Genomic DNA, 21,897 nt, shown 5'->3' on the forward strand with positions numbered 1-21,897 from the left:
TTATTATGTTTTAGTTGTTTTTATTAAATAATTTCTTGTAGCAAAAGAGTTTTCTAACCTTTAACACTTATGATAAAGTGTATATTTTTTTCTATTGTAGGATAAAAACTATAGAACCTTTTATTTGGTATTACTTTTGCAAATAGCAGCTATTTCTTGTAAATTACTTTCCCCTATTGTTTTCAGCGTTATACTTATTCCTAATTCTTGTTTAATTCTATTTCTAAAACGAACAATGCTTATAGGGTCTTTGTCAGCTAACGTTAGCTCTTTATTTTTTTCAAAAGACTCTTCAAAAATATCCGTGTAAATATTTTCAATTGATTTATGTGGCAATATTTTAGCAGAGGTATTAAATTTTGTATTATTGGTGTCGGCAAACCAAAACCTGCTTCTATTAAATGTATAAGCTGGAATTTCTATTTTTTCACATGAAAAAGGTTTTAATACCTCCTCCCAATTCACATTTATTCCATAGCTAGATAAGTTTGTTAGTGCGGTTAAAAGAGCAGTTCTTTCAAAACCAGGTTGACTAATACTTATGGTTGTAGTGTCAGGGTTTGACTCCCGTATTAAAGGCGTTAACGCCGCCTTAAATCCTATCTCTAAAAAACAATTCACACCACGATCAAGAATAGTATTCACGCCTTTTTGAAACCTCACTGTATCTCTTAAATGATTTGCCCAATACTGTTCTGTAATTTCCTTATCTGTTATAAATTCACCTTTTATATTAGATACTATATCTAATTTGGGTTTATTGATCTTTACATTCCTAGCATATTCGGTAAATTCTGCCATTATTGGATTCATAAAACGTGAATGTGCTGCGTGAGAAACAGAAAGATAATTAACGCTGATTTGTTGTTCTTTAAAGGCTTTTTCTACTTTTTCAAGTTCCTCTAAATGACCCGAAATTACGATGGCTTCTTTTCCATTAATAGCGGCAAAATCAACATCTGCTCCATTTTCTTTTATCACTTGTTTTACATGGGCTTCTTTCGCTATTATGGCCAGCATTCTACCTTCATCACCAACACTCTCCATTAACGACGCTCTTTTTTCTATTAGCTGTAATGTTGATTTTATATCCAAAATCCCTGCTAAACAAATTCCTGTATATTCCCCTATACTATGCCCTATTAATGAATCAGGGGTAACTCCCCAATGCATTAATTGTTTTGCAAATGCAATTCCAAAACTAAATATAACTGGATGTGCTGTTTGGGCAGACTCTAAAGCTTCTTCCGAGGCTTCAAACATGTTCTTTTTTAAGTCGTTACCACTAATTTGATAATATGCTTCTTGGCATTCATCTATCACCGAACGGAAAACAGGGTAATGTTTAAACATCCAACTTCCGATTTTTTTACCTTGTGACCCATGGCCAGAAAACACAAAAGTTAATTTAGAAGCTTTATTATTACCTAAATAATTAAAAAGTCCTAATTTCTTTTTTCCTTCTAAAAAAGCATGTAGCCTTTTAGCAAGCTCTTTTTTAGTTTTTCCTACAACACCGATTCTATAATTAAAAGTTTTACCTTTAATGGCTTGTGTATAGCATATATTTTTCACGGATTCTTCGGTATATTCCAAGAATTTTAACATACTATTTACCTGCGCTTCTATATTGTTTTCTTTATGAGCTCCTAAAATTAGCCCATATAACTCGTCTTTACTTGACGTATTCTCTTTGTTTTCTACCAAAGGTGTTTTTATAACAACATGAGCATTACTACCACCAATTCCAAAAGAACTCACTCCAACATATACTTCTTCTTTTTTCTCTTTTAAATCCTTTACTTCTATAGGAACTTCAATAGGGTATTGATTCCAATCTATTTGTGAATTTGGAGTATGATAATTCACTTGGGGAGGGATGGTTTTATTTTTTGCTATTAATGCAGCCTTTATTATGGATAATATACCTGAAGCAGCTTCTGCATGTCCAAAATTAGCCTTTAAAGCACCTAAATAAAGTTTAGACTTGCGGTTATTATTGGTACAATAAGTATTTGCTAAAGAATAATATTCTATTGGGTCTCCCAAACTTGTTCCTGGTCCATGAGCCTCAATATAATCAACCTTTTCAGGATCAACTTCTCCTACATTTAAACAATTATTAATAACTGTTTCTTGACTCTTTCCGTTAGGTGCAGTCATTCCATTACCTCCTCCATTATGATTAATAGCAGAACCGCATATAACAGCTTGAATATTATCTTTGTCTCTAACAGCATCTTGAAGTCTTTTTAAGACAATTACTCCACAACCTTCTCCCAAAGCAAACCCATTTGCATTTTCATCAAAAGACTTACAGCTGGCATCATCACTTAAAGCTCCTAGTGCACAACGTGAAATAACTTCTTGTGGAGTTAAAATTAAATTAACCCCGCCTATTAAAGCGCAATCGCTTTCTTTCAAAAGCAAACTATTAATCCCTAAATGTAGGGCAGTCATAGAAGAAGAACAAGCTGTGTCTACCGTTAAGCTCGGTCCATTAAAACTCATTAAATATGATATTCTTCCAGCAGCAACACCTCTACTATTACCTGTTCCGGAGTAAAAGTTAATATTATCAAGACTATCCTTATTTACTGATAGAGAGCGATAATCACTAGTTCCAACCCCAATAAACACTCCTGTTTTTCTATTTTGTAAATCTTTTAATGATAAGCCACCGTTTTCAATTGCCTTGTAAGTTGTTTCAAGAATCAAGCGTTGTTGTGGATCCATTTGAATTGCTTCATTGGGAGAAATCCCAAAAAAACTCGGATCAAATAAATCAATATCGTTAATAAATCCTCCTTGATTTACATAAGTTTTCCCCCTAGTATCTTTATCAGCACTATAAAAATCGTTAATATCCCATCCTCTATTTTTGGGATAGTCTGTAATTCCCGATTGTCCATTCAACAAAACTCTCCATAAGTCATCTGTTGTATTTATATTGGCAGGAAGCTTACAGCCAATTCCTACAATGGCTATACTTTCTCTTTTTTCTTTTTGCGATTTTATTTTTTTTATCGTTGTTAAAAACCCATTTAACAAATCTGGAGAAACATTATTGTTCTTTAACTTGTTAATAAAAAGCTTTATATCTGAATTCATTTTTGTGTATTTCAATTGTTATAACTACTCTGGTATTACTATTATTCAAACAGTTCTTTCTCAAGTAAGTCTATTAAGTAGTCTTTATCGGATATTTCTAATTCCTCAGACACTTTTTCCTTTTCAATTACCTCTTCCTTTATTGGTGCTGTTTTTTCAAGTATACATAATGCAAGAGCCGTTACACTTGAATTACTATAAAAATCTCCAATAGTTAATTTTACAGGCAATTTCTTATTTAGAAGATTTTTAAGTTGAATCAATGTTAAAGAATCAACACCAAGGTTATGAAAGCTCTGATCTTCCTGAAGATGTTTATTTTCGTTTATCCCTAATACATTTTTAACTTCTTGAATAACTTCTTTAGTTATCAGTACTTCTTTCTCATGAGAAGAAAGTCCGTCTAAATTGATAGTAGTATTTGCGTCTTTCTTAGTTTGGCCAGTGTAATGACTGCTCCAAAATTGCTTTCCAATTTCATTTAAGTTTTTATTATCTGAAATTTCACTTAAAATATTATCTGAAAATTTATTAATAATTAAATGATGAGAATTATCGTTTAAAGCTCCTAGCATTAATTTATAAGCTTCTTCATTGGTAATTTTATACGCTTCATTTAAACTTTTACCAGCAACTCCTCTCGATGCCATACCTATATTTTTCCATGCTCCCCAACTAATACTTGTAGCTTTGATTCCAGAGTTACGCAAAATTTTTGAATAATCATCAAGAAACGCATTTGCAGCAGCATAATTACTCTGACCCGCTGCTCCAAAAGCGCTTGCTACCGACGAGAAAAACAGCACTCTCTTAGGCGTACATACTTGCATCATATTTAAGAGCCCTGTTACTTTTGGTGATACAACATTTTTTATCTTTTGATAATTCATATTTTTAACCACACCATCAGATAATTTTCCTGCTAAGTGAATAAGTAAATCTAAAGAATTCGCGATACCATTTGTTTTATTAATTAATTCTCTTACTTCATCTTCAATGGTTATATCGCATAAATAATATTCAATTTTTTTATCATCTTTATTCCACTGCTCTATCTTATTTATTATTTCCTCATTAGGGGCAGACCTACCTATTAACACAATTTTTTCAACAGTTTTCTCTTTTAACATTTTCTCAGCTAAATATAGGCCTATCTCACCTAAACCTCCTAAAATCATGCACTTTCTTATCTCTGTTGGTAGTAAAAATGAATTTTCGTGAAAAGAAATGTTTTTTAATTGAGGTGCTGCTACATTGTTATTAATCATTCGTTCATAGAACCTTTTTTTATCGGAACTATCGGCTCTATGAATAAAATTAATAATTTCTTGATTTGCATTTAAGCTAGCTATTTCGGTAATATAACAATGTAGGTTTTCTAATTCATATTGGGCACTTTTCACAATTCCCGTAAGTGCATGAGAAATTGATTTTTGTGAATCCGTAGTTGTTTCTGCTGTATTATTATCAAATACATAATGAAAATCAACTGCCTTACCTCCTTCTAGCTCTGCATCTAATTGCCCCATTAATGTTGTTAGAAAAAATGCTTGCTCTGTAAAGGGAAGCTCTTTATTTGGCACAAAAACTACTTTTGTTTCCATTCCTCCCTGTTCCGCTTTTAAAGAATTAATAGTTGCTTGAATTTCTTCTTTATCTTGCGGAGTTTTATAATGGATAACAGCGTTTTTCTGCGCTGTAAGTGATTCGTTAATTTTTATTGAAAGAGGATTTTTGTCGTCTCCAAAAAGTACCCATAGCGTATTAGTTTCAATATTTTTTTCTCTATTATTTATGGAAATTGACTTTGTATTCCAGTCAATTTCAAATATATTATTTTGGTCCTGCTTGTTATTTTTTGAGGGCAACCAAAAGCTTTTCTTTTCAAAAGGGTAATTTGGTAAAAGCAATTTTTTAAAACTCTTCGCTCCGTATATCTTATAAAAATTCAAGTCTAACCCTAGCAAAACACATTTTCCTATAGCTTTTTTAAAATCATGTGAGCCGTGAATACTTTTAGAGCAAAAAATGGTTTCAGCTTGTTCAAAAGAATCGTTAATAAAATTAGAAAGTACTGGCTTAGGACCTAGTTCAAAAAAGATTTGATTTTTTTTGTTTACCAGGTATTCAATACTCTTGTGAAATTTTACGCTATTCATTAAATGCTCTAACCAATAATCTACTGTAGCTATAGAGTCGGTAGCAGGTAACCCTGTTAGATTTGAAATTAATTGAAGTTTTGGTTTTTTGAGTTTTTTATTTTTCCACTTCTCTCTCAGTTGTTCCATTGCTGGCTTCATTAAATAAGAATGGAAAGCATTTGAAACTTTAAGTTTTTTAATTGTTATTTCTTGTTCTTTACACCATTTTTCAAAAAATAAAATGTCCTTTTCATGTCCAGATACAACAATTGACTTTTCAGTATTTTCAGCGGCAATATTTATGTTTAACTTTAATTTACTAAGTGTTTCGAGCAACGTTTCTAAAGGCAGAAACACTGCTGCCATTGCTCCATTTTTTTCCAAGCCTCCCATGATACTTGCTCTTTGCATTATCAGCTTAAAACCTTCTTCCATAGTGAAGACTCCTGAGACTGCCGCTGCGGTGTATTCTCCTACACTATGCCCCAACAATGTTTTTGGTTTTAAACCAAATGATTCCCACAGTTTGTACAACGCAAATTCAAAAGCAAAGATTGCTGGTTGTGCATTTTCTGTTAAGGTTAAATTTTCTTCTGGCCCATTAAACATTAACTCCAAAAGACTTTCTTTTCTTTTATCATAAAAAAGCTTTTCAAACGTATGGAGAATTTCTTTAAATAGTGGAAACGAATCGTAAAAAGTTTTCCCCATTCCTACAAACTGACTACCTTGCCCTGTAAATGCGACAACAACAGACTGTTTTACTTTCTTGGTTTGTTTGTAATATTGAGTATTTACGGAATATTTCTGACTTAGAAAATAATCTATTTTTTTTATTGCATTTTCTTTGCTTTCGACAGGTATCGATAATCTATGATCAAAATGCTCCTTACACAGTATACTATTGATGCAAATTTCTCTAAAATCAATATCCTGTTTTAGGTACTCTTTATATAATAATGCATAATCTTTTAAAGATTTTTCTGATTTAGCACTTATAAAAAGCGGGAAATAGTTGCTTTTCGTTGTGCTTTTTTCTTTTTCAGTACTATCATACTCCGATAAGATAACATGTGCATTCGTGCCTCCTGCACCCAAAGAGGCTATAAGACAGACTCTAGGTTTTTCGCTACTTTCCCACTCCTTTGTTTCTTTGTTTATATGAAATGGCGTATTTTTTAAGTTAATAAATGGATTTGGTTTTTCATATCCAGTAAGTAATGGTTGCTTTTTTTCTTTAATTAGCAGTAAACATTTAATAAATGCCGCAATTCCTGCTGAAGTATCTAAATGACCTAAGTTAGCCTTTACAGATCCTAAAGAACAAAATTGACTATTTACATTTTTTCCTTTTGATTGAAAGGCATTTGTTAAGGCCGTAATTTCAATAGGATCTCCCATTTTAGTTCCTGTACCATGCGCTTCTACATATCCTATTTCATTAGATGAAATTCCTGCATCTTCAATTGCATTTTCAATATTTTCTTGCTGTCCTTCAATACTTGGAGCGGTAAAACTTACTTTTTTTGCTCCATCATTATTTACTGATACTCCTTTAATTACTCCACAAATTGTATCGTTATCTTCTAATGCTTTGTCTAACCTTTTTAAGACGACCACACCTACGCCATTTCCTCCAATAATTCCGTCAGAATCCGATGAAAAAGGATTACATTTTCCAGAAGGAGAATATATACCTCCTTCATAATACTGATAGCCACATTTTCGAGGAGTGTGCACGGAAGCACCCCCTGCCAAAGCAATATCACAGTCTCCATATCTAACACTTTTTACCGCTGTGCTTAGCGCTACTAAAGATGATGAACAGGCCGTTTGAATGGTTAGTCCTGGGCCTCTTAAATTTAATGTGTATGACAAAAGTGTTGCTAAATAATCTTTATCATTCAGTAATTTAACCTTAACACTATCTACAGATTCTAATACTTCTTTATGATGCTCTACGTTATTTTTAAAATAGGTATTTCTATTTTTTCCAGAATATAAGGCCATCCCACAGGAAGCAAACACCCCACATTTTACTGAATTTGTTTTATTTATGTATCCCGAATTCTCTAATGCATGATAGGATTCCTGAAGAAATAGACGAAACTGAGGATCCATAATCTCAGCTTCTCGATTAGAAAATTTAAAAAAATTAGCATCAAATTTATCAACATCGGGGAAATATCCGGATATTGGTTTGTAATCCGCACTACTTACTATTTCTTCTGAAACTCCTTCTTTTATAATGGCTTCTTTTGAAAAGTTTGTAGTCGCTCTTTCCCCATTCATTATTATTTTTGAATATTCTTCGAGACTTCCTGCACTCGCAAATTTTCCAGAATATCCAATGACTGCTACTTGTTTTCTTAAATCTTTCATTCTTTTAAATATTTTTTAGCTTTTATACCAAATGGATTTTAAAATGACACAAGAAAGGTGACCTTGATTTTTTTCTTTTTTTGAGAGCGTAAAACTATAGCATAGCTACAGTTACCGAATTGTTTTCCAATACAGAAAAAGAGAAATTAAACCTGTATTTATTTCGCCCTTAAAATTTATTTAGTATTACTTTTTAACCACTTTTTCCATAAAACATAATTAAATCCTGCTCTTAAAATCTCATCTAGAAATATACCTAGTAGTATACCTGACAATCCCATTTTAAAGTAAAAAGCAAATACAAAAGAGCCTAAAACTCCAAGTATCCAATTACTTGAAACACTAAATACAGATATTAATTTAGGGTTTCCAACCCCCCTTAACGTTGGTGAAATAATTAATGAAATAGCCTGAAAAGTCTCACTAAAAATAAAATAAGGAATAATAATACCTATGAAAAGTAATACCTCCTTATTAATGGTAAAAACACTAAACACTAAATCTGAAAACAGGTAAACTATTAGCATTGTAAAAAATAAAATTGGTATATAATATTTTAACGATTTTTTAATGTAGGCGTCGGCTTTAGAATAATTTTCTTTTCCAATATTATAACTAGAGAAAATTTGAACGGTAACCCCAAGCGCACCTGCCAATACGGTGGTTAGAAAAATTAAAATATTTTTTGAATAAGTATAAGATGCTATTGCTATAGAACTAATATTGCCAATAAAGGCAATAATAAATATATCTTTAAGATTAAATGAAATCGGTTCTAAAGAAAGTGGTAACACTCGTTTTAAAATTACCAGTGATTCCTTTTTCGCTTCTTTTCTAATTTTAAAATAATCAAGTAATGGATTTTTTTCTTTTTTTAAATGATATATTAAAATTAATATAGCTGGGAACTGACTTATTATTGTAGCCATCGCTAATGTTTTAGGAGAAATTTTCACTTCTGGAACTAATCCTAATAAAATAATAAAGTTGAATACAATATTAGATATAAATAATACCGTAGAAGAATACGATATACTTTTACTGTTTTTTTTGCCATTAGTATCGATGAAAAATTTGAATAAAGAGAATCTATAATACAAATGGGTAACATATAAAACAAGTAACTTAAAAAAGCATCTGATGCTTCAGGTGTTAAACCAATCCAATTACTTATTTTTTCAGATAAAAAATACTGTAGTAAGGTAAAAATGATCGCCATTCCTATGGATAGCCATATCAAGACCCCTGATATAGTAATAAATTTACGGTTATTATTTTCACCTTCAGCAATGGACAAAAAGCTAACTCCAACCATTGCTATGACACTAATCATAGATAGTAAAGATATTAATAAAACAACAGCTGAACCTACTCCTGAAACTGCTTCATCCGAAGTAAGACTTAAAAAATATGTGTCTGTAAAAAATATACCACACATTAATAACCTTTGTAAGGCGATACTAAAAAAAATATTAAAAAACGATTTTCTTGAATTATTGCTTTCGCTCATAAGTAAGTTTTTATTGAATAAGAACTTTTTAATTCAAAGCAAAAAGTGGGATTGTTACCATTATATTCTGCTGTAACGAATCAATTCGAACTATAATTTTGTTGTGGTTATCTGCTTTAATAATTTTACAATCCAATCCGTTTAGAGGGCCATATGTAATTTTTTTTACTTCACCTATTTTTGGAAGCTCTACATTAGTTTCTATCTCTGAAATATTCTTATCTCCAATAAGTAGCTTTATTTGATTGATTTCTTTTTCAGTCACTCTAGCATATTCTTTTCCAAATTGGATATATGCATATGCTCCATTAACAGATAGTGCTTTATGGAATTCTAAAGAAGAATTAATATTCACAAAAACATAAGATGGAAATAGTGGTTTAAGGATTGTTTTTTTCTATCACTCCATTTCCTGATTATTTTAATTTCAGGCATAAATGATTCTATAGAAATATCTCTTAAGCGCTCATAAACCTTTTTCTCAGAATTAGGATTTACATATATAACATACCATCCGTTCTTAAAACTCATAACAACAAAAATTACTAATTAAACATAGCTTCGCTACCGTCAGTCACATGACGTTTATAATAAAAAAAGAAAAATTTAAATAGGAAAATTCAGCAATCTTTCAGCAATCTTTCAGCAATCTAAAATTCCGACTGCAAGAATAGTAAAAAAAATATTACGTTACAACTTTATTTAAAAAAAGTAGGGCAAAGTCACACTTTGTAAAACAAAGTGAACTTGGGCAAAAATCAGATTCAAATCACTTAAAATTTGAGGCTATTTTCAAGTTTTGGCTAACTTAAATCAACATTAAAAATAAGAATATTTAGATTTTTAGCTAAAAGCTCTCTAATTTAAAAGTATAATTTTGCCTTGAAAAAAAGAGCCTATAATATTTGGATAACAAAATTCCGCTGAAAGGGGTTAAGGGGAAATTCCCCTTACAAGTCAGCGTGTTGGTAACGGAAACTTCAGTTTTACTGTTTACGTCAACACGCTTACTTGTTTTAAATCTAAACCTTAAAAATGATAAAATTATTAGATTTAAAGACTTCAACTTCCTTTGAAAAATTTTGGATTATAATATAAATGTTAAGCTCTACGAGTTTTCTTTACATAGCCACATTTATAACATTGTTGTGTTCTAAAAAATTTAGTGTTTTGTACAGTATGGTCTCTAGAACACTTACAAGAATCACATCGCATAGAGCACGTGTATTTTAAACTATCAAATATCCCCATCTTAATTAAGAATTTATGTGTTTCCACTTTCTTTTAGCATCCTGTGCTGTTTCTTTAATTAGTAAACCAACTTACTGTGTTTTTGCCACATATCTTACAAGGTATGCCTTCTCTAGTTTGTTGTTGACGATCACATTTCCCGCAAAAATAAACTTCACTCATAGTATTGTACTTTTAGATTTCTCTAAAATACAATATTATTCAATAATAAAAGAGGCACCAATTCCCCCAATAAGAATAGGCCATTTGACCACTTTCCTAATTCAATTGCTACACCACTAGTATATATTTGATGACTATCTCCTTCTTCCGTTTGGCTATTTAAACGCATAAAATTACCCGTAAACACTAAATCTTCTCTAAAAACAATATAATTGATTACAAAAGCCAAATACGCATCACCATATAACTCAGAATTTTTACCCATAACTTCTCTTTGAAATTCTTTTTGCTCAGTATATAATTTTTGTTTTGAATCTTGCAGACATGAAGAAGACCATGCTTTTAAATGAGAATCCCAAACCCTATTTAAAACATCATCAGAAACATTTTCGATAAATATTTTTTTTACCTCATTGTTTGACTGATTTACTATCTCCATAACTTCTCGAAGCGTTTGAATTGTAAAATCATTTTCTACATCATTTACAAGAATTTTAGCAGGAATTTGAGTAATAATGGGTGTGCTATTATTTTCAGATTTTCTTGTAATAATTCTAATTTTCCAAAAGTTTTATTACTCATTTTTTCTGGAAATAAAGATTGTAATCTTTTTAATTCATCTTTTGGGATTTCAACTGAAACATTAGGAAGTTCTTTTAGTTTTGTGTTGAAAATATCTACAGAAATAAATCTTTTTTGTAATGATTTTGGAAGTAGAGAAGAATTCATCTTTTTAAATTAATAGATATTTATAGTATACCACAATAATCTCTAGATTTAAAGACTTCAATCACTTTCAAATTTTAGAGAGTAAAAAAAGAGATTATCTGATGTACAAATAATCTCTTTTATTTATGTCTAAATCAGGAGTAAGTTCAAAAATGAATACTTTAGATTTTTATAGGTGTTATTTTGCTTCTAATGAATAATCAAAAGAAAAAACAACACTTTGAGGTTGACACTTTTTTGTTGGTGAGTTAATTTTTACATCCTTATTTTTCATTATTTCATCTACACTACTAAGAAAGCTTCTTTTTGATCCACCTTGCTTATCCGAACCATCCCTGTGAAGATTTTCAGCAGCTAATCTATTACCTTTTTTATATTCAATAACGGTGTTTTTATAGTTTCCTTTTTCATTAAAAACGATAGAGATTTCTGCTCGTACATCTTTCGTATAATCACTTAAATAACGTGAGTTCGGGATAGTTTATCCTATTCTTTGTAAGTTATCGATATTGATATTAGGTTTAGTTGGATAAAACGAATAAGCGATTAACCCTGCGACTAAATTTAAGATAAAGTTATCGAAGCTTCTGTGTCTTGTGTGCTCTATTTGACATACGTTTTTCAAAATATCATTCACACTTTAAATAACAGCCCTTTTTCTAAGCATAATTTTATCATAGATATGCATAAGAGTATTTTTCATATTCTTTCTAATTTTTGTAACCAAATGTATTCCATCTACAAAAAGCTGTTCAAACAGTTCTTTACCTACATACCCTCTGTCGGCAAATATTTTTCCGAACACACGATTATGAAAGGCTTTATCTTTAAGTGGTTGCCTGTCATCTATATTACCTTGCGTAATTAAAAAGTCAACGATATCGCCCTTTTCATTGATAATAATATGAAGTTTAAAGCCAAAGAACCACCCCATGGTTCCTTTCCCTTTTTTTGCGGTGTTTTTAAAAACTCTGTTCTGCTTTTCTCTTTTATAATGACATACTTTAATAGTGGTAGAATCTAAAAAGGAGATCCCTGTACATTGACCTAAACAGTGCATTTGAAGAAACAGTATCATAGGCACTGAACAACGCTTTTTCAATTCAACAAATCGGTTATAGGAAACTAAATCTGGAAATTCTTTTGACAAGTGTTTGCTAACATATTCGATATAAAAGTGTTTAAAACACCTAAAACCACTAAAATGGAAAAACACCATAATTGTGATTATTTCACTTTGGGTGAGTTTAGGCTTTCTTCGTCTAACTATCTTTGAACAGGTTTCTAAAGCATTTTTATCAATAACTTGATTAATTTCGGCACAAAAATCATCAATTAAACAGAAAAATTCAGTAATTTTAAAATCAGAAATCATAGTGGAAAATTTAGTTATACAATTAAAAATCAGTACTTTAATTTACTAAATTTTTCGCTTTTTTTCGTGTAATTAAAAAACTTTTTTATCCCGAACTCACGTTATATTAATAAAAGTAATCATTATTAATTGCTCTTATTAATAGTTGAAACAAACCTGAAATCTATAAACTTCATCAAAATTATAAAAGCATTTTATGCTTATAACAACTCGTTCCAAAGGGTATTTAGCTCATAGAAATAGGGTGAAAAACCCAACCAAAAAGAGCTATTTCACACTCATAATTTTAAAACAATCAAGCTAGTTTTGTTTCCACTAATTACAATTAATACTCTTTTATGAATCATTCTATTATAATTAATTCTATTGGAACAGCCACACCGGGGGCTTCAAAAATTTTATCAGATGCTTTAAAAGTACCACAAGATTACATCTTAAAATTGTTGTACAATGCACCATCTATTTTATTTCAAAAGGTAGATAAAAATACCGCATTAAAAGCAGAAGACACTTTAACTAAATTAGGTTTAGACATATCTGTTTATAAAGAAGATGACAAATTTGATTTAACTACGGAACTTGTAGATATTAGTGTGAGTTTTGAGAATGTTTTACAGCTTCCAAAAGTAACGGAACAATTGGCCACCTTTTTAGGTTGTAAACAATCAGAAGCACTGAACTTACTTTTAAATAACCCAAGTATAGTTCTTGGCAATGTGTCTGTTGCTACAGCAAAAGCATTACAGAAAAGAATAGATGCAAACGTGCATTACTCAAACCCCAAAAAAGACAGCTATACTATTTTAATTAACGATGAAATTGGAAGTTCGGAGTTAAAAAACATTGAAAATCAACTAAAAAAAGCTATCAAAAAAGAAGAAGATGTTTATGTGATTGAAGATGTGTCGTATAATAATTCTCAATTGTTATGGAGAAAATACCAATCTAAAAAAACGGTAAAACTATTAAATCAAAGCCACCAATTAGTTCATATTGTGATGAATGAATTTGATTTAAATAACCAAAAGCATGTTTCTTTTTTAGTTAATAAAGTAGGCCTGCCAGAAGTAATTTTAGAAGATGTTAAAAATGCCTTACCTATAACCTTATTTGAAAACATCAATAGAAAAAATGCTGAAGAAATTATGGGGTCATGCATAGAAATGGGAATGACCGTTGATTTAAAAAGAGAGGTCAATTTCAAGAAAAAAATTCAAATAGAAGACATCGAAGACTTTGAAAATGTTACCAAAGTACTAAGTCAGTTTATTGCTAAAGAAGACTTGCCTAAAGAAGGAACTAAAAATTGGGAAAGCAAAGAAGCCATTCCTTCAATAATTGCAAGATATCTACTAGCGCAATTAGAACAATTAATGTGTAACCCAGAAATTATATAAGATGGAACAAAACATGTTACACTACAGAATTGCAGAAAGAGGCAAAATGCACGCCTTAGATAAAAACTACACAGAAGCTCTACGACATTATAAAGAGGCTTTAAAATTAACACAAAAACAACAAGACAGCGAATTGTTTTTTCAGCACTACAGTCAGTGTGTTATGGAGTCTTTAGAATTATCAGGAGCACATGATCAGGTTATTTCGTTTTGTGAAAATTACAGGTCTTTTTTAGAAGAAAAACAACAAGACGTTTTAGTGCGAAAGCATAAAGCCTTTGTAAGTGAGCGTCAAGCAATTCAACATATACTTAAAGGAGAGCAAGAAGAAGCTAAAACGCTGTTACTCGAAGTTCAAAAAGATTTAGGTAAAGGAAAACAACCTATTACAGATGAATTGTTGAATTGGTTACTTAGAGGGTATCAGGTTAATGCAAATCAATTAAAAAGATTACAGCAGAAACATAATTATTTCATTGTGAGAAAAGAATCGGTTAATCCTAAAATTGCCATGGATTTACCCGAAGGCGTTTCTCCATTTTAAACTACTAAATAAGTAAAATATGGCAGACATTAAAACTTTTGACCAAGGGGCAAAAATACTACAAAACGTAGACGTAAGTAGTATGGTTACAGCATTAGCCCTGGGTATTGCTAGCGCTCAAGAGCGACTAGACAACAATTCGGTATCTCAACTTATCCGACTTTCAGAAACCAAAATAGCTGGGAAGTCCTTATTGGAATTTGGATTTCAACCAGCGTTTTATGCTTTTGATTATGCAGATATTTCTGCGTCAATTAGCCTAAAAATGGCAGTTAAAGAAGAAGTAGAGGTAGATTTTAGCTTGGCTGTGGATTATAAAAATAATACCACATTTGATAAAGATTTCTTTGATCAACTAAAAGAAAGCAGAAGTAAATCGTTAAGCAAAAATTCTAAAACTCAGAAAGAAATTGCATTAAAAGCAAGTACATCTGAAGAAATTAGTATTAACGAAAAATCATTTGAAATTCACAAAGAAGAGGGCTCATATTCTAAAGTTGAAGAAACTAAAGAAGAGATGAGAGATCAAGCTAGTGATTTACGAGTAGACTCAGTAATTGAAGATGAAAAAATTTTAGAAGAAAACACTTCTAACAATTTATTAATTATCAAAGAAGATGGGTTTGTAGTTGTAGCAGAACCTTATGTGCATACGTCAACAGAAGGATTATTAAAAATGCCTTCAACCTATTTACCATTAAACGACCCTAGCGCTCCAAATATTACTTTAAAAGGAGGAAGTACTCCTAAAAATTTCAAAAAAGAGAAAGATTTTGCACATACCTTATCAAGTGCCAGAACTAGTAATGGAGTGAATGGAACTGTTGTAGGAATAAATTCTGAAGGAATTCATAGATCTGGAGGTAAAAAAGTATTGGAATTCTTTTTTGGTTGGGATAAATATGATATCAATTATGGGTATTCTACCGGAGTTAAATCTGATTCGGTACATAAAGATGATGTTACACTTTTAGCTTTATTGTTAGAAAGAGATCCTTCATTAACTATTACCATTACCGGATATACAGATGGAAGTGGTAATGCAACCAAGGAAAATGCAGATTATAATAAAGCTTTGGGTAAAAAAAGAGCTAAAGCCTTTAAAGCTGAGCTAGAAAAAAGAGGAACTTTTACCTTAGCTGAAAGCAGAGTTACTATAATAACTAAAGGTGAAAGCTTAGCCAATGGTAGTTCTGCTAAAGACCCAAACATTAGAAAAATTAAAGTAGAGCTTCCTTCAGATTATGATTATATCCATTTTAATGGAGGAGAAATCACAAAAACAGGTGCTAATGCTCCTACTCCTAACGCCTTTGTTTATCTGGAAAATGATAACTCAGCAGGTAATACAGGGTTGCCAATTACTTTTAAGTATAACGGAAAAAGCTATACGTTTACTGCTGCAGATATAAGCAATGCCCTACAATCGGCAAATAATTTTAAGAGTAAACTACAAGAGTTGTATGCTGAAAAGTATAACGATTACTACTATTTCTTACATGAAGAAACCAAGGTAAATTACTTTATTCATTCTGAGCAAAATAAAGAATTAGATGTAAAAATAAATAAGCAAGCTTCAGCAGATATTAATAAAGATACTACCAAGGTATTTGTAAGTGATACAAAAAATGATCTTTCTAAATTGAAAGAATCTTCTAAAGACTTTAAAGGAGACAGATCTTTAGCTATTAGCGGGTCATTAGATGTACGCTATGCACGTCAGTTTAACATGTCTGTAGAAGGAAACGCCTCTATTGCTGCACGTATGATTTCAGTACCGCCTCCTTCAGCTTTAGAAAACTATATTCAATCGTTAACAGGAGGAAGTAATACATCTTCAAACTAATTGAACGATGGAAACACCTAAAGTAATACAACAAATTGCCAATGCTCCATTACCAATGATGTTGGAAAAGCTAGGAATGTCTATTGCCAATGCGCAATCTGCACTCGATGCTAATTCAATTCGATTGGCCAATGAAATGGCATCAATAAAAGTTAACGTAGGTGATGAAGAGTATAATTTATTAAGCCTTGGATTTACGCCAACATTTTATGCTTTTACAGAAGCATCGCTAGAAATGAAAATGGAATTTTCCATGGCAGAATCAGAAAATTACGGAGGTGCCGTTGCATTTAATTACGGAAAAAGTAAAAATGATAATTCTGGAGGAGAGGAACAAAGCGGAAACACCTCAACACAAATGTTTGGTGTTTCAGTATCGGCACACTATTCAAGAAAATTCTCTGCTTCTGCCGAAGGATCATCATCTATTGCTGCCAAAATTGTATCGCTACCTCCACCTGATATATACTTAGAAATATTAAAGTCAACATTAAATAAAGAAGAATAAAAAGAACTTATTATGAATATGTTTAGAGATACGCCCAGAATAGGGCAACAATTATTAGATGTTCCAATGGGACAAATGATAGAGCAAATGGCAATGTCTATTGCCAAATCACAAATGGCATTAGATGCAAACTCTATTGAAGTAGCTGAAATGATGGGAGGATTAAGTCCTGTCAAGTACGAAAAAGATGGTAAAGAATTTATCAATTTTAAGGACAGTCGTGTTTTCTTTGGTAAAGAAAAGGTGTCACTTGCAGGTGCAGTAGAATTGTACAATGCAAATACAGACCAAGCATATAGAGCTTCTATAGAAGATAAGATTAAAAATGATACTGAAGCTGCTTATGATAGACCTGTAGTAGATGTAAGTGGTGCTGTGCCATCTAATAGCTCAGCTAAATTTACTCCTGATGATCAGAAGAATCCAGAAGTATATTACAGAAATGGGAGTAATTGGTTTGAATATGATTCAACTACATCGTCATATCAAGCAATTGCAAACCCACCAACAGCTTCTACAACAAGACTTATGGTAAAGCCTGGTACTACAGAAAAAACATTGTTTTTACCCCAACGTTTATCTATGCTTGAATTAGGTTTTTCACCAACATTCTATCAATTTGTAGATACTATGATTCAAGTAAGAATTGCCATTAAGTTTTCAAGAGAAGGTTCGTCATCATTTTCATATAACAGAAAAACAGATAGTACCGACAGAAGTACAAGTTTTAGTTGGAGAAGTGGTTTAAAAACTAATAAAACTGTAACCACCACCCAAGTTAACGCAGAATACTCACAGAAGTACAGTTATTCTGCTGAAGGATCTAGTTTATTACAAACAAAATTAGTACCTATTCCACCCCCAGCAATTTTAGAAGAACGCATTCAACAGCAAATGGAAATAGCAAGAGAGGAAGCTGAAAACTAGTGTAAATGGGTAGAATAACCAGAGAAATACAAAATGCACCCTTACCAGAAATGGTTAAAAGTTTGGGTATTGGTATTGCACAGGCTCAACGTGCCTTAGACAGAGTTTCTATGGATTTAGCGAAGGAGCTTGTTCATACCAAAATAGAAATGGGAGGAGAAGAGTATAGCCTACTAGCACTAGGCTTTACTCCTACTTTCTACCAGTATGTAGATACTTTTTTTGAATGTAAAATGTCAGTATCTATGGTGGAGTCTAGAGAATTTGGTGCCTCAGTATCGGCTAGTGCCGGATTTAACGTAGGTTTTGCTGCTGTTAGCGCTACAGTATCTGCAAGCTACTCTCAAAAATATCAATATTCTGCTGAAGCAAGCTCACTTATTAGAACCAAATTGGTTACAGTGCCTAACCCGCCGGTGTTTGAGCAACGTTTACAAAGTATGATTGAAGCAGAACTAGAAAGTAAAAGAAATCCGAATACCACAACACCTACTAATACCAATTCATAAACCATGGCTAAGCATTGGAAAAGTTTTGTTAAGAAAGAAAAAACTCCAGAACAAAAAGAAGAGTTGGATTTTAAAACTCTTCTTTCTTCTGGAGAACAAACAAGCAAGTCTTTAGAAGAGGTAGCAGACTTTAATGCTAATCTAAAATCATTATTAGATGAGCAAAAGCAGCTTGAAGACAAAATGGCTGAGCTTACTGGTAAGAAAGAAGCATCCAATACTAACAAAAAGTATGAGCATGAAATAAAATCAATCGATCAGAAAAAGAAAGAAGAAAGAACAGAAGAAAAGAAAAGACAAAAAAGTAACAAAAAACAAGAGGATAGATGGAAGGTTGACATACCTGTTCAAAAAAAAACAAAAGAACCTTCTATTTCTATTCCCTCAAAAATCTTAACTAAAAAGAAAAAAGAAAATGGTTTCATTCAAGCTAAAAAAACAATTGATGCTTCTATAACAACTATTAAGCAGCGTAAGAAAAAAGCAGAAAAATCAGGAATAAAAATTACCAAACAAAATAAAACGAACCTAACTAACACAATTAGGAAAGTTAAAGAAGGAAAAGACCAAATAGAAATAGTACAAAAACAGCTAAAAAAATCGCTTTTTAGTGTTGATCAAAAAACAAAACAAAAAACTAAACCTGTATCCACACTTATTAAAAAGGCTAAAAAAGTACAGAATTTAGTTATTGAAACACGGAAAGAGAGTAAAAAAACAAGCAGTTTAATAGCAAACCCTATTCAAAAGAAAGAAAAAAACACGAACGAATCATTTCCTAAATTAAAGGAAAACAAGCCCCTGAAAACTACAATGACAACTGTTAAAAAAGCGGTGAATACTTACCAAAATATCAAGCAAGTAAGTCCCAAAGTAATTTCAGGATTACAACAACTCTCTACAAACGCAAAGGCTATAAGTGTTGGCAATAATATTTCCAAAAGTGCAACGCTTGTAAATAAGTTAGATAATAGTATTAGCAAAGTAGATCAGCTTTTTAATACTGCTAACAAATATCTAAATAAGACTACGAAAACAGTTGGGTTGATAGATAAGAAAGTAGAAATATTTAATACAATTTATAATAAAGAAAAGAAAACAGCTAATGCCTTTGATTTAGGCTTTATTCAAAATCAAAAATCAAAAAAAGAAGAAAATCAAAACTTTAATGTGAGTAATAAAAAACTTTCAGTAGATATAAATACGATAAAAAAAGTAAAAAAAGGAATAGACACATTAAAGAGTTCTAAAAATAAAAAAGATAGTTTTTCATTTTAAAACGCAATACAATGAGTTCAGTTAATAACGCATTAACCTTAAAACAAATACTATTAGGGATTTCCGATAGCTTAAACGAAGCCCAAAATCATCTCAGAAATATAAAACCTTACGATGAGTTTGGAAGACCTAATACATTATATACCTTACCATACCTAGATTTTAATCTTCAAGTAGAAGCAGAATTTGAAAAAGAAACGACTAGTGAAGCTCAAAAAAGTAATAGGTTTACTGAGAGTCAACCGCTTCCTTATCAACCTCATAAACAAGCATATGAAAAAACAATCGCATTTAAACCTGTTACCAACAGTACAACTAACTCTAAAGAAACCAATAAGATAACCAGTACTATTTCTGGTCGATTTGTAGCTATTGTACCTAATGAAGGACTACCACAGCTTATTATAAATGCAGTACCTAAAAAAACAACTACTATTCATATATATGATATAGATGTGGAAGTAATTAACGCTGCAGGAGAAAAAATTTCAGATGCCCTAGTAGAGTTTAATTATAATCAAGAAAAAACAGAAAAATTAAACCCAAATGCTACACTAAATCATGGGACTTCATTTTTAAATGCAAGTGAAATTAGAACGGATGAAAACGGAAAAGCTTCCGCCCAAGTTAAAGTTGATGCAGTAGATGTTGCCAACGGACACATTTTAATTTTAGATGTAAACATAGGAAATGTATTAACTAAAATTTCAATACAACAATAAGTTATGATAACGGATATAGAATTTTTACAGTTTAAAGGTCAATTGTTTGATGCCTCAAACCAATCCATAACAGGTGTTGAAGTTGTTGTTCAGTTCTACAATATAAATCTGAATTCTTGGGTTTCTTTAACAGAGGCTTTAATGATAAAAGCATCAAAATTTTCACATACAATTGAAATCCCAGATAGAATATCAACAACTAATCAAACAATTCGAATTGTTAGAGAAATTATTAAATCAGGAGGAGTACCTACATTCAGAATTATAAAATTTACAGCAGAAAAAGAGCTTCCAAAAGTTATTGCTTCAGACTTCACTGTAAGTATAAATAAAGAAAAATTACTATTAGATATTAACTTTGGTACAAATTGGCTCCTAAAAAACGAAGCCATTATTAATGCAAAAACACACGTTATTATAGCTTCTTCACTACGCATTTTTGAGTTTGATAACGCAATGTTAACTGTAGAAAAAGAAAAAGAAGAATTGTTGAAAGAAAAAACTACAGTAGAGGGACAATTAGTGAATTTAAACACTGCTATAAATAGTTTAAGCCAAGAAAAAGAAATATTAACTTCAGAATTTAACTTAGTAAGAACTCAGGCGGAAGATAAAGAAGAGTTATTAGGAGAATTAAATACAAGCCTTACATTATTAAATACACAGTTAGAAGAAGAAATTCAAGAAAAAAAAGAGTTACAAGAATATACAACTACTTTAGAAAATCAGATTTCAGTATTAGAAAATACGATTGTAGAACTCGAAGCTAAAGATGCTGAAAACTTTGAAGCAAAATTTTTAGAGCTGCAAAAAAAAGTAATAGATTTAGAAAGAACACAAGAAAATTCACTGCAAGAAAAAGAAGCTTTTTTATCAAGTATTGATAAACTTCAGAATGATATAAAAATAAGTCAAGAAGCTATCAGTACAAGAGACATGGAGTTAGCCGCTTCACAAACATTAATAGATTCTTTGGTGCAAAAAAACGCAAAAATAACTAACGAATTGGAAGAAATTAAAGAGTTTAATGCGATTGAACACCCTAACAAATTATCTGCTAGCAAAGTATATGGTAGCATAGTAAAAGATGTGATTAAGGCAGATGAAGAACTATTGAATTCAAAATATAAACTTGCTAATATTTCATTAAACTTAAAAACTACTGTTGAAAAAGGCCCAGAAGGCACCATGCTAGGTCTAATTGATTTCGAAAGCGCCAAAGGAATCAACGGAGCAGCGGTTAGTGATATTAGTATTGATATTGTACCCAACCCTACAGCTATTGAAACTGTAGGAAGAAAAATGCCAAACCTTTTAGGGTTAACTGAAACTGCTGTTCGAAAAATACTATTAGACCATGAGCTAAAACTAGATGCAGTTTACCATCCTACTAATGATTCTAATTTAATATCAGGACAATCCTTTAAACAATCTCCGGCACCAGGAGCTAATATAGAAGAAGGACAAGAAGTTATTGTCATATTCGCAAAACCATTAAACTAAAA

15 protein-coding genes and 2 pseudogenes are annotated in these 21,897 nt (G+C 31.3%); 9 read left to right on the forward strand and 8 right to left on the reverse strand.

Going from position 1 to position 21,897, the window contains the following annotated elements; translation table 11 throughout:
* Nucleotides 1–120: 120 nt before the first annotated feature.
* The 8 genes and pseudogenes from P8625_RS08880 to P8625_RS08920 all read right to left on the reverse strand — a co-directional run bounded on the left by P8625_RS08880 (nt 121) and on the right by P8625_RS08920 (nt 12,661).
* Nucleotides 121–3,111, reverse strand: coding sequence for a type I polyketide synthase (locus P8625_RS08880; protein WP_279650114.1), 2,991 nt, complete (start codon nt 3,109–3,111; stop codon nt 121–123).
* A 41-nt stretch (nt 3,112–3,152) separates the two neighbouring features.
* On the reverse strand, nt 3,153–7,634 hold the full coding sequence (locus P8625_RS08885; protein ID WP_279650115.1) for a type I polyketide synthase: 4,482 nt from the start codon (nt 7,632–7,634) through the stop codon (nt 3,153–3,155).
* Nucleotides 7,635–7,810: 176 nt separating this feature from the next.
* Nucleotides 7,811–8,563 carry an MATE family efflux transporter gene (locus P8625_RS08890; RefSeq protein ID WP_279650116.1) on the reverse strand — a complete coding sequence of 251 codons (753 nt, stop codon included), beginning with the start codon at nt 8,561–8,563 and terminating at the stop codon, nt 7,811–7,813.
* A gap of 41 nt (nt 8,564–8,604) precedes the next feature.
* Complete coding sequence (locus P8625_RS08895) at nt 8,605–9,144, reverse strand: MATE family efflux transporter (protein ID WP_279650117.1); 540 nt, start codon at nt 9,142–9,144, stop codon at nt 8,605–8,607.
* Nucleotides 9,145–9,172: 28 nt separating this feature from the next.
* Nucleotides 9,173–9,675 (reverse strand): annotated as a pseudogene (locus P8625_RS08900) (UpxY family transcription antiterminator).
* Nucleotides 9,676–10,579: 904 nt separating this feature from the next.
* Entirely contained in the window at nt 10,580–10,996 is a 417-nt protein-coding gene (locus tag P8625_RS08910) for a hypothetical protein (protein ID WP_279650120.1), read from the reverse strand.
* Nucleotides 10,997–11,040: 44 nt separating this feature from the next.
* Nucleotides 11,041–11,286, reverse strand: a complete 246-nt coding sequence (locus P8625_RS08915) for a hypothetical protein (protein WP_279650121.1) — start codon at nt 11,284–11,286, stop codon at nt 11,041–11,043.
* 481 nt (nt 11,287–11,767) lie between these two features.
* Nucleotides 11,768–12,661: pseudogene (locus P8625_RS08920) on the reverse strand (IS982 family transposase).
* A gap of 338 nt (nt 12,662–12,999) precedes the next feature.
* Between P8625_RS08920 and P8625_RS08925 the strand changes: the two are divergent.
* The 9 genes from P8625_RS08925 to P8625_RS08965 all read left to right on the forward strand — a co-directional run bounded on the left by P8625_RS08925 (nt 13,000) and on the right by P8625_RS08965 (nt 21,895).
* Nucleotides 13,000–14,058, forward strand: coding sequence for a hypothetical protein (locus tag P8625_RS08925; RefSeq protein ID WP_279650122.1), 1,059 nt, complete (start codon nt 13,000–13,002; stop codon nt 14,056–14,058).
* Between the two features lies 1 nt (nt 14,059).
* Nucleotides 14,060–14,602: a hypothetical protein gene (locus P8625_RS08930; protein ID WP_279650123.1), complete on the forward strand. Its 543-nt coding sequence runs from the start codon at nt 14,060–14,062 to the stop codon at nt 14,600–14,602.
* Between the two features lie 19 nt (nt 14,603–14,621).
* Nucleotides 14,622–16,448, forward strand: a complete 1,827-nt coding sequence (locus P8625_RS08935; RefSeq protein ID WP_279650124.1) for an OmpA family protein — start codon at nt 14,622–14,624, stop codon at nt 16,446–16,448.
* A gap of 7 nt (nt 16,449–16,455) precedes the next feature.
* Nucleotides 16,456–16,956 carry a hypothetical protein gene (locus P8625_RS08940; protein ID WP_279650125.1) on the forward strand — a complete coding sequence of 167 codons (501 nt, stop codon included), beginning with the start codon at nt 16,456–16,458 and terminating at the stop codon, nt 16,954–16,956.
* Nucleotides 16,957–16,968: 12 nt separating this feature from the next.
* A complete protein-coding gene (locus tag P8625_RS08945) occupies nt 16,969–17,883 on the forward strand; it encodes a hypothetical protein (RefSeq protein ID WP_279650126.1) in 915 nt (304 codons plus the stop codon).
* A gap of 5 nt (nt 17,884–17,888) precedes the next feature.
* Nucleotides 17,889–18,392 carry a hypothetical protein gene (locus P8625_RS08950; RefSeq protein ID WP_279650127.1) on the forward strand — a complete coding sequence of 168 codons (504 nt, stop codon included), beginning with the start codon at nt 17,889–17,891 and terminating at the stop codon, nt 18,390–18,392.
* Between the two features lie 63 nt (nt 18,393–18,455).
* Nucleotides 18,456–19,670 carry a hypothetical protein gene (locus tag P8625_RS08955; RefSeq protein WP_279650128.1) on the forward strand — a complete coding sequence of 405 codons (1,215 nt, stop codon included), beginning with the start codon at nt 18,456–18,458 and terminating at the stop codon, nt 19,668–19,670.
* 11 nt (nt 19,671–19,681) lie between these two features.
* Nucleotides 19,682–20,392, forward strand: coding sequence for a hypothetical protein (locus P8625_RS08960; RefSeq protein ID WP_279650129.1), 711 nt, complete (start codon nt 19,682–19,684; stop codon nt 20,390–20,392).
* A 3-nt stretch (nt 20,393–20,395) separates the two neighbouring features.
* Entirely contained in the window at nt 20,396–21,895 is a 1,500-nt protein-coding gene (locus P8625_RS08965; RefSeq protein ID WP_279650130.1) for a Stk1 family PASTA domain-containing Ser/Thr kinase, read from the forward strand.
* The last annotated feature ends 2 nt before the right edge of the window (nt 21,896–21,897 follow it).

It is taken from the genome of Tenacibaculum tangerinum (genome assembly GCF_029853675.1).
Classification (GTDB): domain Bacteria; phylum Bacteroidota; class Bacteroidia; order Flavobacteriales; family Flavobacteriaceae; genus Polaribacter; species Polaribacter tangerinum_A.

Coding starts and splice junctions, on each gene's coding strand:
- P8625_RS08880 (WP_279650114.1), bottom strand. CDS start 3,111: ATGAATTCAGATATAAAGCTTTTTATTAACAAGTTAAAGAACAATAAT.
- P8625_RS08885 (WP_279650115.1), bottom strand. CDS start 7,634: ATGAAAGATTTAAGAAAACAAGTAGCAGTCATTGGATATTCTGGAAAA.
- P8625_RS08890 (WP_279650116.1), bottom strand. CDS start 8,563: ATGGCTACAATAATAAGTCAGTTCCCAGCTATATTAATTTTAATATAT.
- P8625_RS08895 (WP_279650117.1), bottom strand. CDS start 9,144: ATGAGCGAAAGCAATAATTCAAGAAAATCGTTTTTTAATATTTTTTTT.
- P8625_RS08910 (WP_279650120.1), bottom strand. CDS start 10,996: ATGGAGATAGTAAATCAGTCAAACAATGAGGTAAAAAAAATATTTATC.
- P8625_RS08915 (WP_279650121.1), bottom strand. CDS start 11,286: ATGAATTCTTCTCTACTTCCAAAATCATTACAAAAAAGATTTATTTCT.
- P8625_RS08925 (WP_279650122.1), top strand. CDS start 13,000: ATGAATCATTCTATTATAATTAATTCTATTGGAACAGCCACACCGGGG.
- P8625_RS08930 (WP_279650123.1), top strand. CDS start 14,060: ATGGAACAAAACATGTTACACTACAGAATTGCAGAAAGAGGCAAAATG.
- P8625_RS08935 (WP_279650124.1), top strand. CDS start 14,622: ATGGCAGACATTAAAACTTTTGACCAAGGGGCAAAAATACTACAAAAC.
- P8625_RS08940 (WP_279650125.1), top strand. CDS start 16,456: ATGGAAACACCTAAAGTAATACAACAAATTGCCAATGCTCCATTACCA.
- P8625_RS08945 (WP_279650126.1), top strand. CDS start 16,969: ATGAATATGTTTAGAGATACGCCCAGAATAGGGCAACAATTATTAGAT.
- P8625_RS08950 (WP_279650127.1), top strand. CDS start 17,889: ATGGGTAGAATAACCAGAGAAATACAAAATGCACCCTTACCAGAAATG.
- P8625_RS08960 (WP_279650129.1), top strand. CDS start 19,682: ATGAGTTCAGTTAATAACGCATTAACCTTAAAACAAATACTATTAGGG.
- P8625_RS08965 (WP_279650130.1), top strand. CDS start 20,396: ATGATAACGGATATAGAATTTTTACAGTTTAAAGGTCAATTGTTTGAT.